Source organism: Candidatus Eisenbacteria bacterium (assembly GCA_005893305.1).
GTDB lineage: Bacteria > Eisenbacteria > RBG-16-71-46 > SZUA-252 > SZUA-252 > WS-9.
This window is the reverse complement of record VBOZ01000025.1, coordinates 1-14,249: the sequence shown is the minus strand read 5'-3', so window position 1 is coordinate 14,249 and position 14,249 is coordinate 1. Positions and strand designations below refer to the sequence as shown.

General features: G+C 65.4%; 11 protein-coding genes, 2 tRNA genes and 2 pseudogenes. 1 reads left to right on the top strand and 14 read right to left on the bottom strand.

What is annotated here, in order from left to right; translation table 11 throughout:
• Nucleotides 1-6: 6 nt before the first annotated feature.
• The 10 genes and pseudogenes from rplT to E6K79_07925 all read right to left on the bottom strand — a co-directional run bounded on the left by rplT (nucleotide 7) and on the right by E6K79_07925 (nucleotide 8,157).
• Nucleotides 7-369, bottom strand: a complete 363-nt coding sequence (rplT, locus tag E6K79_07970; GenBank protein TMQ64212.1) for a 50S ribosomal protein L20 — start codon at nucleotides 367-369, stop codon at nucleotides 7-9.
• 35 nt (nucleotides 370-404) lie between these two features.
• On the bottom strand, nucleotides 405-605 hold the full coding sequence (gene rpmI / locus E6K79_07965; GenBank protein ID TMQ64211.1) for a 50S ribosomal protein L35: 201 nt from the start codon (nucleotides 603-605) through the stop codon (nucleotides 405-407).
• 10 nt (nucleotides 606-615) lie between these two features.
• On the bottom strand, nucleotides 616-1,311 hold the full coding sequence (locus E6K79_07960; GenBank protein ID TMQ64210.1) for a translation initiation factor IF-3: 696 nt from the start codon (nucleotides 1,309-1,311) through the stop codon (nucleotides 616-618).
• 211 nt (nucleotides 1,312-1,522) lie between these two features.
• Nucleotides 1,523-3,435 (bottom strand): annotated as a pseudogene (gene thrS / locus E6K79_07955) (threonine--tRNA ligase).
• A gap of 31 nt (nucleotides 3,436-3,466) precedes the next feature.
• Nucleotides 3,467-3,543 (bottom strand) — tRNA-Val (locus E6K79_07950).
• A gap of 60 nt (nucleotides 3,544-3,603) precedes the next feature.
• Nucleotides 3,604-5,247 (bottom strand): hypothetical protein, encoded by a 1,644-nt coding sequence (locus tag E6K79_07945; protein TMQ64209.1) that lies wholly within the window; start codon nucleotides 5,245-5,247, stop codon nucleotides 3,604-3,606.
• Nucleotides 5,247-6,260 carry a 3-deoxy-7-phosphoheptulonate synthase gene (gene aroF, locus E6K79_07940; GenBank protein TMQ64208.1) on the bottom strand — a complete coding sequence of 338 codons (1,014 nt, stop codon included), beginning with the start codon at nucleotides 6,258-6,260 and terminating at the stop codon, nucleotides 5,247-5,249. Before aroF ends, E6K79_07945 begins: the two co-directional genes overlap by 1 nt.
• Nucleotides 6,261-6,358: 98 nt before the next feature.
• Nucleotides 6,359-6,973: a hypothetical protein gene (locus E6K79_07935; GenBank protein TMQ64207.1), complete on the bottom strand. Its 615-nt coding sequence runs from the start codon at nucleotides 6,971-6,973 to the stop codon at nucleotides 6,359-6,361.
• A 1-nt stretch (nucleotide 6,974) separates the two neighbouring features.
• Nucleotides 6,975-7,952 carry an MBL fold metallo-hydrolase gene (locus tag E6K79_07930; protein ID TMQ64206.1) on the bottom strand — a complete coding sequence of 326 codons (978 nt, stop codon included), beginning with the start codon at nucleotides 7,950-7,952 and terminating at the stop codon, nucleotides 6,975-6,977.
• Between the two features lie 128 nt (nucleotides 7,953-8,080).
• Nucleotides 8,081-8,157 (bottom strand) — tRNA-Arg (locus tag E6K79_07925).
• A gap of 289 nt (nucleotides 8,158-8,446) precedes the next feature.
• On the opposite strand from E6K79_07925, the gene E6K79_07920 reads away from it, so the two are divergent.
• On the top strand, nucleotides 8,447-9,859 hold the full coding sequence (locus tag E6K79_07920) for a glycosyltransferase family 39 protein (GenBank protein TMQ64205.1): 1,413 nt from the start codon (nucleotides 8,447-8,449) through the stop codon (nucleotides 9,857-9,859).
• Between the two features lie 16 nt (nucleotides 9,860-9,875).
• Here the strand turns inward: E6K79_07920 and E6K79_07915 are convergent.
• The 4 genes and pseudogenes from E6K79_07915 to E6K79_07900 all read right to left on the bottom strand — a co-directional run bounded on the left by E6K79_07915 (nucleotide 9,876) and on the right by E6K79_07900 (nucleotide 14,202).
• Nucleotides 9,876-10,567: pseudogene (locus E6K79_07915) on the bottom strand (HAD family hydrolase).
• Between the two features lie 19 nt (nucleotides 10,568-10,586).
• Nucleotides 10,587-11,537: a hypothetical protein gene (locus E6K79_07910; GenBank protein TMQ64204.1), complete on the bottom strand. Its 951-nt coding sequence runs from the start codon at nucleotides 11,535-11,537 to the stop codon at nucleotides 10,587-10,589.
• The gene (locus E6K79_07905) at nucleotides 11,534-11,995 is read right to left on the bottom strand and encodes a chromate resistance protein (protein ID TMQ64203.1); all 462 of its coding nucleotides are present in this window, start codon (nucleotides 11,993-11,995) and stop codon (nucleotides 11,534-11,536) included. Before E6K79_07905 ends, E6K79_07910 begins: the two co-directional genes overlap by 4 nt.
• Nucleotides 11,996-12,096: 101 nt before the next feature.
• Entirely contained in the window at nucleotides 12,097-14,202 is a 2,106-nt protein-coding gene (locus E6K79_07900; GenBank protein TMQ64202.1) for a PKD domain-containing protein, read from the bottom strand.
• Between the last annotated feature and the right edge of the window lie 47 nt (nucleotides 14,203-14,249).

Below are 14,249 nucleotides of genomic sequence, written 5' to 3'. Positions count from 1 at the left end.
CTTCGCTTAGGCTGCGGCGTGCGCCTGCTTCGCTACCTCGGCCAGACGGGCGAACGCCTGGGCGTCGCGGACCGCGAGGTCGGCAAGAACCTTTCGGTCGATTTCGACCTGGGCCGTCTTGAGGCCCCGGATGAACGCGTTGTAGGAGAGCCCATGGGCCCGAGCGGCCGCGTTGATCCGGATGATCCAGAGCTTGCGGAACTCACGCTTCTTGGCGCGGCGATCGCGATAAGCGAACTGCAGGCTCCGCATGAGGGTCTCGCGGGCCGTCTGGTAGAGCTTGCGGCGACCCCCGCGGTTCCCCTTCACCGCGATCATTACCTTGCGGCGGCGCTTGCGCCCCGGTACGACTGTTTTGGTGCGTGGCATGGTACGTTCCTCGTGGCCGGCCGAAGCCTAACGCTTCAACCGCCGTAGGGTAGGAGCTTTTGAATGTGCTTGCGCTCGGTCGGTTCCGCGATGGCCGAAGCGCCCAGGCGCCGTTTCCGCTTGCGCGATTTGAGTCCCAGGTGGTGCCGCGCGAAGGCGTGCCCGCGCTTGATCTTTCCTGAGCCGGTCCGCTTGAACCGCTTCGCGGCGGCCCGGTTCGTCTTCATCTTCGGCATCTTCGCTCCTCTAGGGTTTCGTCGACGGCTGTTTCGGCGCACCCGCGGCGGCGTTCTGCTTCGCCAGGCCGGCGGCCGATGGTTGCTTCACCGAGCCGCCCGACGATGGCTGCTTCGTCGAGCCGGTGGCGGATGACTGCTTCGTGGAGCCGGCGACGCCGGCCGGTTTCTTCTCCGGCGCTCGTCCGGCCAACGGACGAGGCACCATAAGGAGAACAAGGCTCCGTCCTTCCATACGGGCGGGGATTTCCACGTGCCCCACGCCCTCGAGATCCTTGATCACCTTCTCCAAGAGTCGATGGCCGGCTTGTGGGTGGGCGAGCTCGCGGCCTCGGAATGTCACCGTGAACTTCACCTTGTCGTGCAATTCCAGGAACCGGCGCCCGTGCTCGACCTTGAACCGGTAATCGTGCTCTTCGATCTTCGGGCGGAGCTTCACTTCCTTCAGGTGCGTGACGTGCTGCTTTCGCTTCGCCTTCTGCTGCTTCTTGTTCTGCTCGTACTTGAACTTTCCGAAGTCCATCACGCGGCAAACCGGAGGCTTGGCGGTGGGCGAAACCTCGACGAGGTCCAGCTGGCGCTCCTGGGCGTAGGCGAGCGCTTCGCGGATGCCCAAGATTCCTACCTGCTCGCCGTCCGGCCCGATGACGCGGACCGACGGAATCCGGATGCGATCATTGACCCGGACTTCCTTGGTTGTGGCGATAGTCTTCTCCCTCCTCTAGTCGGGGCTTGAAGATCCTATGGCAGGGGGCGCGCGGCTCGGGCGAGGGACGGCGTGGGGGCGCGTTAGCGCCTTACCCGTCTGCGTGCGGCCAGGGCTTTCGCGATGGCGCATCGCCTTACGAACCCCGGTAGCATTGCGCCTCGGGGTGAGAAGCCGGCGGCTCCTGCTTGGAACTCAACGAGCCCGAAGTCTACGTTCTCGCGGCGATTTCGGCAACGAGTTTTTCCACGAACGCGCCCAGCGGGACGCTTCCCTCGTTGCCCTTCTTCCGGCTCCGGACCGAGACCGCGCGGCTCTCGACCTCCTGCTTCCCGAGCACGAGCATGTAGGGGATCTTGAGGAGCTCGGCGTCCCGGATCTTGGACCCCATCTTCTCCTCCCGGATGTCGGCCTCGACCCGGACTCCGCGCTCGAGCAGCAGCGTGCGGATCTCCTCGGCGTACGGGATCTGGGCGTCGGCGATCGTGATCAGCTGGACCTGCACGGGGGCGATCCAGACCGGGAAATCGCCGGCATAGTGCTCGATCAAGGTCGCGAAGAACCGTTCCATGGAGCCGAGAAGCGCCCGATGGATCATGTAGACGGGGTGGTCGTGGCCGTCGGGCCCGACGAACTGGATGTCGAAGCGCCTGGGGAAATTGAAGTCGAACTGGATCGTCGAGCACTGCCACGGACGGCCGAGCGCGTCGGTCAGCTTGATGTCGATCTTCGGGCCGTAGAAGACCGCCTCCCCCACCGCGCGGTGGTACTGAAGGCCGGCCCCCTTCACGACGCGCTCGATCGCGCCCTCGGCCAGGTCCCACTCCTCGTCCGAGCCTAAGTAATCCTTCTTCCGCTCCGGATCGCGAACGCTCAGATCGACCTGGTAGTCGTGAAATCCGAACGTATCGAGCATGAAGCGGGCGAAGTCGAGGACCCCTTGGAGCTCGCGCTCGACCTGATCGGGCGTGCAGAAGAGATGCGCGTCATCCTGCGTGAACCCCCGGACGCGCGCGAGCCCGTGAAGCACGCCGGACTTCTCGAACCGGTAGACCGTGCCCAGCTCCGCGATCCGGATCGGCAGCTCGCGGTACGAGTGTTTCTTCCGCTTGTAGATGAGGACGTGGAACGGGCAGTTCATCGGCTTGAGCACGTACTCCTTCTTGTCGACCTCCAGGAAGTACATGTTCTCGCGGTAGAAGTCAGTGTGCCCCGATTGCTGCCAGAGGTCGACCTGGGCGATATGCGGCGTGTTGACGATCGAGTAGCCGCGCTTCAGGTGCTCCGTTTTCCAGAAGTCCTCGATCACGCGCCTCATGGCGGCGCCGTGCGGGTGCCAGAAGATCAGCCCGCCGCCGGGGCGTCCTCCTGGACGCTGTAGAGGTCCAGGGTGGCGCCGATTTTCCGATGGTCGCGGAGCTTCGCCTGCTCCAGCCGCTCGAGGTGCTCCTTCAGCCGGTCCTTGGTCGGGAACGCGGTCCCGTAGATCCGCTGGAGCATGGGCCGGTTCGAGTCGCCCCTCCAGTACGCGCCGGCGACGCTCAAGAGCTTGAAGTGCCGGAGCATCTTGGTGCGAGGGACGTGCGGCCCCCGGCAAAGGTCCGTGAAGAAGGAGTGCGTGTAGGTGCTCAGCTTGGAATCCGCGATACCTTCGATGAGCTCGACCTTGAACGGCTCCTCCCGAAACCGGCTGAGCGCTTCCTCCCGCGTCAGCTCCCCGCGCTGGAATTGGTGGTTCTCGTCGGCGATCGCGTGCATCGACTCCTCGATCCGAGCGAGGTCGTCGGGCTGGAAGGGGCGGTCCACCTGGAAGTCGTAGTAGAAGCCCTCCTCGATGGCGGGCCCGATCGCGAGGTTCGCCTCCGGGAAGAGCTTCACCACGGCCGAGGCCATGAGGTGCGCGGTCGAGTGGCGGAGCACGGAGAGACCTTCCGCGCTCTCCACGGGAACGAGCTCCAAGCGCCCCGATTCGCGAATGGGGGTGTGGAAGTCGACCAGGCGTCCGTTCAGCTTGGCCACGACGCCGAGGCGAAACGCCTCCTGGTATTGCTCGTGGAACAGCGCCCCCAGCGTGGTGCCGGGCTCCGCCTGAAGGCTGCGGCTATCGACTTCGATCTGAATCAACGGTTGGGATTCCCGATACGAATTGTGGAGGTGGTGGGCGATAGAGGACTTGAACCTCTGACCTCCTGCATGTCAAGCAGGCACTCTAACCAGCTGAGCTAATCGCCCGTCAATACTGTTGTTGGCGCAACGAAACGCCCGCCGAGTGTAGCCGACCGCCGCTCCCTGTCAAGGCGCTTGAGCGCCGGGCTTGTCGGGCAGCACCTCGTAGACGAGCGCCTTGGGGCTCTCGAACACCCTCGCGAACCCTGGCACCTGTCCCTCCGTCCAGAACGGGCGAATGCCCTGCGCCCGCATCCGGAGCTCGATGCCGGAAACCAGGAGAAATCGCACGTGCTCTTTCAAGGCGTACGCGCGAATCTCGGCTGGCGAGCCGACTTCCGGAATCGGCACGAATCGCATCTTCGCCATGAAGGCGGCGTGTGGTTTCCGAGCAAGGAGCGCTTGGCCGGGGCCTTGCTCGCGTAGAAAATCGACGACCGGGAGGAGCTCGTAAGGGCCAACGCCCACGCGCTCCTTGTTCCCCGGATCCTCGGTCCACTGGTAGGCCTGGGCCACGGTCGGGATCCAGAGCAGAAGGAACAGGACCGTCCGGAGCGGAAAGGAGCGCTCCACGGCCGCGATCCGTTTCCCCAGGGCCGGAGAGACGAACGGCCAGGCCGCGAGCAGGAGCCAGAACGCGAGCAGCGGAAGCGAGAACCGCGCTCCGTAGAACACCGGGATCAAGGTCAGGAAGTAGAGAGCCCAGAGGAGCGCGTACCCTCCGAAGCGCCGTCCGGGGCGCTCGATCAGAAGCAGCACCCCGCCGATGACCGCGATGATGCTCCATGCGGGGGCGATCAGCTCGCTCAGATCCCGCTGCAGGTGGTCGAAGGTGTTTTTCACCATTACCGTGGCGAATCGACCCGGGTTCTGCCGCACGATGTCCAGGAACGACCCGATCTTGTGGCCGCCGCCATAGAAATACTTGTCCCAGTCCCCCTCGCCGTACACCGCGTACCCCACGTTGATGTAGTTCGAGTTGGTGAGCGGATTCCCCGTGTGCACGGCGTTGACGACCAACCAGGGAAGCGCCGCGGCGAAGAAGCCGGCCGTCCAGATCCCGGCCCGTCGAAGGCGGATAGCGGCCGGTCCCTCCGCCGTCCGGACAAGCAGCAGGAGCGCGAGCGCGCCGGGCCACAGGAAGAGACCGTTGTACCTGGTCGAGAACGCCCAGCCGCCGAGCAGCCCTGACGCGAGAATTTCCCGGCCGCGTGGATTCGAGCGACACAGGAGGAGCGCCATCGATCCGAGCGCGATCGCGAAGAAGAACATGTCGGTCCCGATCTCGTACGTATTGATCAGGAAGCTGTGATTGCCGAGCAGGAGCAGGACGCTCGCCAGCGCGACGCCGGGACCGAGCAGGCTTCGGTGGATGCGGTAGAGGAGCGCGGCGGCCGCCACGGCGGAGAGGAGCCCGAGAACTTGCGCCGCGCGGAAGGTATCGAATCCCAAGAGGGACACGAGCGCGACCGCGGCCGGGTAACCCCAGCCCTTCGAGTCGTAGTTATCGATGTTGATCCGACCCTGGAGGAGATCGCGTGCCGCGGAGCCGTACTTCCAGTAGAAGTCGGTCTCGACGCCGTAATTTCCGATGCGGTGTACGATGAACGCCTTGACGCCCCAGTAGATCGCGAAGACCGCGATCGCGGTGTAGGCGATCCAGCGGGTCCATCGATACGACGCGCCGGGCGCTCCCGAGTCGGCCTGCGTCCTGGGCCGCTCCGGCTTCCCCTTCGGTGCGCGCCCGCCGCGCCGGGCGGGGGCCGCCATCAGAACCTCCGACCCACCGCTTCCGCGATCAGGCGGATCTGCGCCGTCAGAGCCGCGAACTGTTCGGGGTACAGCGACTGCTGGCCATCGCAGATCGCCTGCTCGGGCGCGTAGTGAACCTCGACGAGGAGGCCATCGGCGCCTGCGGCGATCGCCGCGCGGGCGAGCGGAACCACCTTGTCCCTCACTCCGGCGGCGTGGCTCGGATCCACGATGACCGGCAGGTGGCTGATCGCCTTCGCGACCGCCACGGCGTTCAGGTCGAGCGTGTTCCGGGTGTAGGTCTCATAGGCGCGCACGCCGCGCTCGCAGACGATCACGCGGTCGTTCCCGCCGGAGATGACGTACTCCGCGCTCATGAGCCACTCGTCCACGGTCGCCGCCAACCCACGCTTGATCAGGACGGGGCGCTCGACCTTCCCCAGCTCGCGAAGGAGCGCGTAGTTCTGCATGTTCCTCGCGCCCACCTGGAAGATATCCACGTAGCGATCCATGAGGGAGATCTGGCTCTTGTCCATGATCTCGGAGATGACCAGGAGCCCTTGGGAGTCCGCGACCCGGCGGATGAGCTTGAGCCCCTCCTCTCCGAGGCCTTGAAACGAGTAGGGCGAAGTGCGCGGCTTGAACGCGCCGCCGCGCATGACGGTCGCTCCCGCCGAGCGCACCGCCGCGGCCGTTCGCACCATCTGCTCCTCGGACTCGATCGTGCACGGCCCCGCCATGATCACGACCGAAGGGCCGCCGATATCCACGTTGCCGATCCGGATCACGCTCGTGGTTTCGCGAAAGCTGCGACTGGCGAGCTTGAACGGCTCCGGAATCGGACGCGCCTCCGCGACCCCAGGGAGGGCGCGAATCTCCTCGAGCGGCGGCATGCTTCCCTCTCCGACCGCGGCCATTACAACGCGAGGAGAGGATGGCGCGAGCACGATCTGAAATCCAAGCTCACGCATGCGTGACTCGACCGCGTGCCGCTGCTCCGGCGTGGCATCGGGCCGTAGGATGATGACCATGGGCTCCTCAAGCGCAGAAACGCCCATCGCCTGGCCTTCGGCAATGGGCGGGGGTCTCGGGGCACAGGCCGTAGGCTAACACTGTTGCCGGGAGCGGGTCAAACCCCGTCGGGCTGGGGATCGTCCTCGGCCGCGTAGAGTGAGAAGGCGATCCACTTCCCCGCGGGGGCCTTCAAGAGGCGAAGGATCATTTCGCGGTCGACGGGCTTCGGGCCGATCACGGGTCCGGCATAGCGGATCCGCATCCGAATCGCGCGCGTCTCGAGGAGGGTCTCGGAATCGTTCAGCACGCCGGGCCTCGAGAGGGCGATCGCCCGGAGCGCGTTTCGGTAAATGACCTCGACGCGGGCCGCGCGACGGACCTCGTCGAATTGCGCATCCTTGTCGCCCCCTCCCGGCCGGGCCCAGAGCGATTCCGCCCGTTGGTGGGTGGCGGACGCCGAGGACGTCAGGGAGTCGAGCAGCGAAATCGGGACGCGCCGTGCGGGGCCCAAGCGGAGCACGTTTCCGCCTTGCACGGACTGGAGCGACACGATGCAGGTGGCTCTCTCTCGCAATTCCGCGAGATCCTTCCCCGCCATCGCCGCGACGAAACGCTCCGCCGCGAGCCGGGCCTCGTGAACGTCCTGGGGCTCCCGGGCACAGCCCGCGGCGATCGAGAGCCCGAAGAGGACGAGCGGGAGGAGGACTAGAGCCCGATCGCGGACAGGCACCCTACCTCTTGATGGTGCGCGCCTGGGACCGGCCGGGGGTCTTGATGCCGCGCGCTTGGTTGTAGAGGCGCCGCATGTTCAGGAAGTGGACCTCATTGTAGAATTCGGCATCCTCGTACGGGCCGAGGTAGGCCCAGTCCTTGACCGCGTTCAAGCTCGTGCCCCACGCCGCCACGCGGGCAGCCTTGTCGTACGAATCGGTCAAGTAGCCGCGGGTGAATCTCACCTCCTCGACGGGATCCGCCAAGACCCCGTGCCCCGGGATCAGCTTGTCGAAGACGAACGCCTTCGACATGAGGGAGTCCACCGACGCGATCCATCCCAGACGATCAAAATTGGGATCGAGCAGCAACGGGATGGCCTTGTTCGATATGAGGTCGCCCGCAAAGAGCACCTTTTGCTTCGGGAGGTAGACGATCAAATCGTTCGACGTGTGCGCGGGCTTCCCCAGCCAAAGGATCTCTACCTTGCGATCCACGGGGCCAAGGAACTTCTTCCGATCGACGCGTAGAGACGGCTTGGACGCCTTGGTGGTCGAATCGATCTTCGCGGCGACCTTCGACTGGGCGATGATCGTGGCCCCGGAAGCCGCGAAGTAGGCGTTTCCTCCGATGTGGTCTCCGTGAGCATGGGTGTTCACGACGTATTGCACCGGCTTCGGCCCCGATCGCGCCCGGATCGTGTCCGCGAGAGCGGCCGCGGTCCGCTCATCGAGCCCGCTGTCGATCAGGAGGGGCCCGCCGGGAAGCTCGACCCAGCCGGTCCAGACATAGTTCACCTTCGCCGCGTAGACGCCAGGCGCGAGCGAATGGACCTCGATCGTGATGACCGAGTCCGGAGGCGCCTTCTGCTTGGTGGGAGGCTCCGCTCCTGGGAGGTAGGTCGTCTGGGCGTGGACCGGGCCCGCGAGCAGGCCGAGCAGAAGGAGCGGGAGGAGATGGCGCACTGGCACGGGACGACGGGGCGTGAAGCGGATCATGATCCTCCTCTGGACGTAGGCCGCGCTGGTGTCTCGATGTCTACCCCGTTCGCGCCGGCGGGGTCCAGCCTGTGAGTATACAACGGTGTGGGGCCGAGCGGTCGCCGGGATCGGGCACCGACCGAGTGTGGTGCCCCCGGGGTGAGTCGAACACCCGGCCAACGGTTTAGGAAACCGCTGCTCTATCCGTCTGAGCTACGGGGGCAAATTCCCGCCAGTATCACTCGCCGGCGCACGCCGCGCAACGCTTCCGATCGCCCGAAAGCGGACTCTCCCGGTGCCAAAAGTATCCAAGTAGTCCATTATCGCGGCCACGGTCGCGGAGATCGTTTCGTCATCACACGCTCGGGATCGACCTGAACAGCACGCCCTCCATCTCCCAACGGACAGACTCCGGCGGCGACGCGCTTTCGGCTGCTTTCGCGCTCGCCGCGCTCTTCCTCCACCTGACCTGCCTCACGCAATACGGCTGGTTCCGCGACGAGCTCTATTACATGGCGAGCACGCGTCACCTCGCATGGGGCTACGTGGATCACCCCCCGCTCTCGATCGCTCTCCTCGCCCTCGTACGATCCCTGTTCGGCGAATCCCTCGCAGCCATCCGGGTCGTGGCCGCACTGCTGGGCGCAGTCACCGTGTTCCTGACGGGAAGGCTGGCGCGTGCGGCCGGCGGACGAGGGTTCGCGCAGGGACTGGCCTGCCTGTGCGCGCTGCTCGCGCCCGTGTACCTCGCCGTCGGGCACTTCTACTCGATGAACGCGATCGAGATGGCGCTCTGGCCGGCCGCTTCCCTCCTCCTGCTCCGCGCCCTCCGCACCGGCCGCACCCTCGACTGGGCCATCCTCGGGAGCATCCTCGGCCTCGGTCTCCTGAACAAGATCAGCGCGTCCTGGCTCGGACTCGGGATCGGGTCGGGGCTCCTGCTCACGGCGCATCGACGCGCGCTCCGGACATCGGGACCCTGGCTTGCAGCCGGGATCGCCGCGCTGATCTTCCTGCCTCATGCGCTCTGGCAGGTGGCGAATCACTATCCGACGCTCGAGTTCATGCGAAACGCGACCGCGCAGAAGATGGCCCGCGTCGGTTCCCTGGATTTCTTCCAAGGCCAAGTACTGACCATGGGCCCCGGCAATGCCCCGGTGTGGATCGCGGGACTCCTGTTCGTTTTCTTGGCACGCTCGGGGAAGCCGTGGCGGCTGTTCGGGTGGCTGTGGCTCTCGATCTGCCTGCTGCTCCTCGCCGGCGGCCGGAGCCGCGCGAGCTACCTGAGCCCCGCCTACCCGGCGCTCTTTGCGGCGGGCGGCGTGGCATGGGAGCGCTGGCTCTCGAGCGGACTCGCGCGCTGGGCACGCCCGGTCCTCGTGGCGCTGGTTGCCCTGCTCGGAGTCCTCGCCGCGCCGTTCGCGCTGCCGGTGTTGCCGGTCCGGAGCTTTCTTCGCTATCAGGCGGCGTCAGGCATGACGCCTAAGACCGAGGAGCGCCAACAGGTCGGCCCCCTGTCGCAGCACTACGCCGATATGTTCGGCTGGGAGGAGATCGCGGCGATGGTGGCGCGCGCCTGGGAGAGCTTGACCCCGGAGGAACGACAGCACGCGCGCGTGTTCGCCCAGAACTATGGCGAGGCGGGCGCGGTCGACGTGCTCGACCGCCGCTTGGGCCTTCCCCCGACTCTGAGCGGGCACAATAGCTACTGGCTCTGGGGTCCGGAGGGATGGGACGGCCGCGTGCTGATTATTATCGGCGGAGATCCCGCCGATAACGCGCAATGGTTCGATTCGGTCCAGCAGGTGGGCACGGTCGACTCGACGCTCGCGATGCCTTACGAACGCGGGATCGGAGTCTCCATCGGCCGCCGCCTGAAGATGCCGGTCGCCGAGGCCTGGCCGAAGCTCAGGAAATTCATCTGACGACGACGCGGCGTTGTTATGAACGCTTTGTGGTCTTCGTGCCAAGCAAAGCGGCGAGATCGCAGGTCACCAGATCGCCGATACGTTCGACCGTGAGATCGGCTTCGGGGTATGCGCAGAGGTTTTTCGGGTCGTGGGCGTAGTGTCCCTGGCGCGGAAACACCGTCGTCAGGCGATCGCCCCAGATTTCTTTCATCGCAGCGAGGATGCGCAGCTTGTCATCGACCATGACAAGTGCCGGGCCGGATAGAGCGCCGCGACGGCGTCGAGCATCTGCTCCTTGTGAACATAGATCAACACCCGGCCTTCCACCGCGGCCCAGAGGCCGGAGCGCTGGATCTTTCGCGGTTGGAACACGACGTCGCCGTCCGACAAGATCACCGTCGGTCCCCAGGTGCGCAGATGGCGGACGACGTCGAGAGCGCCGGGATACAGCCGGCCTGCGAACGGATAGTCGACCAGGAACGACGACATCAGGAGCAGCCGCGTGTTGCTCACATCCCCCAGGCGATAGCGTTGCAAGGCGCCCAAGTAGTCGGCGTACCCGAGCTCCGCGCGAAGTTGTTCGAAGATCGCCCAGTACCGGTCACGGTTAGCGGGCCCGAACTCTGCCGCAAGGTGATCGCGGAGATCGTCATTCACGCGATCGTTATCGAGCAGTGTGTTGTCGCAGTCGATGAGGAAAACGACGTCTTCGAGGGTGGCCACGCCGCCGTAGGATAGCCCCTCAGGCCCTGTCTTGGAAGACCGCCGCGCTGTGGCTCTCGGGCAGAAAGGCGTACACCCGATTCGAGTCCTCGTCGTGCGCGAGGGTATGCGCGCCGCGCTCGGTGGGAACGACCTCGATCGTCTTCCACGCGTCGATGTCGATGACGTCGATGACACCGGGGTCCCCGATCGCCACGTAGAGATGCGCGAGCGACCGGTTCAGGAAGACGACGTCCGGCGCACCGGTCAGCTTCAGCGTCCCCAACACCTCCCCCGATTTGGAGTCGAGCGAGACGAGATCGCCCTCGTCGCACGCGCAGAGAAGTCGGTGCCCCGACGGATCGAGCTCCAGCCCGTGCGGCCCTCGTGCGGGGATGTCGAGGTAGCGCTCCCCCTGCTCGGGGTTCCCCGGACCGATGACCGCGATCCGGGGCGGATCCGCGATGTTGACGAAGAACAACCGCTGCTCGGGATCGAAGATCGCCCAGCGGGTGCGCCCGGGCATGGGATAGGTCGCGAGCGGACGCCCCGCCCGGACGTCGACGAGGGTCACGCTCGGGGGATCCCCGCCGCCGGGATCCCCCACGTTCGCGCACAGCAACACGCCGTGTTCGGGGTCGTAGGCCAGCCCGTTCGGGCGATGCCCCACCACGACCTTGATCGGAGCGTCCTCGGAAGCCGCCGACATGATCGCGACGGTGTTCTCGCCGCGGTTGGAGGTGAAGAGCAGACCCTCCCCTTCGTGCACGAGCGCTCCCGCGACCCCCTTCAGCCCGTCTATGGAGCCGAAGTAACGGCCCCCCTTGATGTCGATCACGTCCACCGCGTCGTTCGCGGTGTGCGCCACGTAGAGACGGCCCAGGCGGCGATCCGTCGCGGCGTGATCGAAGCCTCCCTCGCCCCGATGGGCCGGCAGCTCGACGTGGTCCAGGAGCGTCAGTCCGCCGAGTCCCACCGCGCCCTTCTTCACCGGGAGACGCCTTCCGCGTCGCGCTCCCGAACCATCTGTTGGCAGTAGGCGTAGAGCGCGTCGTAGACGATCCACTCGGCCGCGTTCAGGGCGAGATCATCCTTGTAGCCGAGGCCGCGAAAGCCTTCGGCGACCGCCTTGAGCCCCGCGGACTCAGGCTGATTCCAGAGGGAATTGTCGGTATCGGCCCCGTTCACGATTCTCGCGAGCAGGACGAGTGCCGGATCGGACGTGAGCCCGTGTTTCTTGATGATCGCGTCGAAGGAGCACTCCTTGCCGTGATGCCCAAGCTCCACGCCTTTCACGTCGTAGGGCGTGGCCTTCTCCCGCTCCGCAACGGCCATCACCTGATCGGCGGGGACGAACAGAAACTCCGCCTCCGGATCCAGGAACTTGCGAATAAGCCACGGGCAGGCCACCCGGTCGACATGCACGTTCTCTCGTGTCACCCATTTCATGACGATTTCCTCCGAATGACTCGTAGAGATTCTTGAACAGCTGTGCTACGGGGCTTTACGTGTGGGGCAGACTCAGCGAACGACCAGACGCGGAGAAGCGATCAGCGAAGCAGAACCATCTTCCTCGAGACACTGACGCCGGCCGCCTTGAGCTGCTGGAAGTAGACACCGGCCGGGAGCGCGCTCGCGTCGAAGGGGAATTGGTACCGTCGCTGGGCCTCCGCGACGCCGTCGAACAGCGTCGCCACCACCGCCCCCCGGACGTCGAAGATTCGAAGGGACGCGTGACCTCGCGTGGGCAGCGCGAATTCCAGCACGCTGCCCAACCGGAAGGGGTTGGGACGCGCGCCCAGCAGCATTGCGCGAGAAACCGGCACGAGCGGAGGGCCCTCGACGGCCGTGACCGAATCGTTGGTGCGGAGGCGGCTCCTCGGGATGATCTCTTTGAGCTGGCTCGGGCTCGACCACGAGAGATGGACTTCCCCTTCCTGGGTGTTGTCGAAGAAATCCATCTGGAGGTTGTAGAACTGGCCCGCCGTGAGAGCGACGCTGCCCGAATCTTCTCGGAGTGCCTGGTGGGTCCATCGATCGATGATGAGCTGGTTGTTGATCCAGAGGCGATTCCCGTCGTCGCTTTTCGCGTAGAAGCGATACGTCTCGGTGTAGCGGGGCGACACCTGCCCCGTCCATTCCACCGAATAGGTATCGTTGCCGATCCGGGGATCCGGAGACCCAAATCCCCAGTTGAAGTCGATGGTCGAATCGACCCGTGAGAACTTGAAGCCCGTGAACTCTAGATTGTCATAGTAGTTGCCCGTCAGCCCGGGCTGGTACGTGACCGTGCTGGCACTCACGGTGACATAGGCCGCCTTTTGGGCCGTCACGACGCCGTTCGATCCCGTCACGTCGAGCCGGACGTCGTAGGTACCGGCCGCGGCGTACAGATGATTCGGACTCTGGGTGGAGCTGGTGGTTCCGTCCCCAAAGTTCCAGACCCACGCCGAGGGGCCAGGCACGGTCGACAAATCAGTGAATTGCACCGAGAGCGGCGCTAGGCCGCTCCTCGGAGACCCCGAAAAGTCCGCCACCCCCGCGCTCACGGTGCGGAGCCGGCCGACCGGGATGATCTCCTTCGGCTGGCTGGGGCTCGACCAGGAGAGATGGACGATGGCATCCTGGGTATCGTCGAAGTATTCATACTTGATGTCGTAGTACTGCCCCGCGGTGAGCGTGATGAAGCCAGAATCCTCTTGGAGGGCCTGATTGACCCATCGATCGATGACGAGCTGGCCGTTGACCCAGAGGCGCGCGCCGTCATCGGTATTCGAGTAAAAGGTGTAGGTCTCCGTATAGAGCGGCGACACCTGGCCCGTCCAGCGGACCGAGAACTGGTCGTCCCCCATCAGCGGGCTCGGCGATCCGAGCCCCCAGTCGAAGTCGACGGTGGGATCGACGCGCGTCAGCGCGAGAGCGGTGAAATCCATATTGTCGTAGTAATTTCCCGTGAGGCCCGGCACGTAGGAGAACGTTCCTGCCGTAATGTAGTTCGACTTCTCAGCCACGACGATGCCGTTCGTTCCGGTCACGCTCAACCGTACGTCGTACACACCCGCCGCGTACGTATGGGAAGGATTCCGCAAGGTGCTCGTCGCGCCGTCCCCAAAGTCCCAGAACCACGCGGAGGCGCCGGGTACGTCCGACAAGTCGGTGAACTGCACCGCGAGCGGCGGGGGGCCGCTCGTTGGCGTCGCCGAGAAGTTGACGGCGCCGCGGTATTTGATCCGGAGGACGTTGGCCCCGGGATCGATCGGGGTTGTCGCCCCAAGGTCCTTGTAGAGATCGGTCAGATAGAGGCCGTCGGGGCCGGCGGCAAGTCCGACGGCCGTCGCCTGTCCGGTCCCGGTGTAGTGAATGAGCGGTGTCGGCCCACTCACGTAGTTTCCTCCGGGCCCGACGACAAACTCGACGACACGTTTGTTAGCGTTCGTCCCGGTGGCGTAGGTCGCCCCGGACTCCGTCACGAATCCGTGGTCTTGCTTGCTGGCCGGGAAACCGCTCCCTCCGAACGTGGACGGCTGGATCCAGGCGACATTCACGGGGGCTGAGACCTGGACCCAGTTGTAGATCGCGTTGGTGGTCATGCTGGCGTCGCTGCCGTCCCAGCCATAGCTCGTGCCGCGAGTTACCTTGGCGAACCGGTCGTTCACCGACGGCCCATTCTCCACCTCGTAATGCGAGTTGTCCGCGGCACGCC

Coding starts and splice junctions, on each gene's coding strand:
- rplT (TMQ64212.1), bottom strand. CDS start 369: ATGCCACGCACCAAAACAGTCGTACCGGGGCGCAAGCGCCGCCGCAAG.
- aroF (TMQ64208.1), bottom strand. CDS start 6,260: ATGGTCATCATCCTACGGCCCGATGCCACGCCGGAGCAGCGGCACGCG.
- E6K79_07920 (TMQ64205.1), top strand. CDS start 8,447: ATGGCGAGCACGCGTCACCTCGCATGGGGCTACGTGGATCACCCCCCG.
- E6K79_07945 (TMQ64209.1), bottom strand. CDS start 5,247: ATGGCGGCCCCCGCCCGGCGCGGCGGGCGCGCACCGAAGGGGAAGCCG.
- E6K79_07930 (TMQ64206.1), bottom strand. CDS start 7,952: ATGATCCGCTTCACGCCCCGTCGTCCCGTGCCAGTGCGCCATCTCCTC.
- rpmI (TMQ64211.1), bottom strand. CDS start 605: ATGCCGAAGATGAAGACGAACCGGGCCGCCGCGAAGCGGTTCAAGCGG.
- E6K79_07905 (TMQ64203.1), bottom strand. CDS start 11,995: ATGAAATGGGTGACACGAGAGAACGTGCATGTCGACCGGGTGGCCTGC.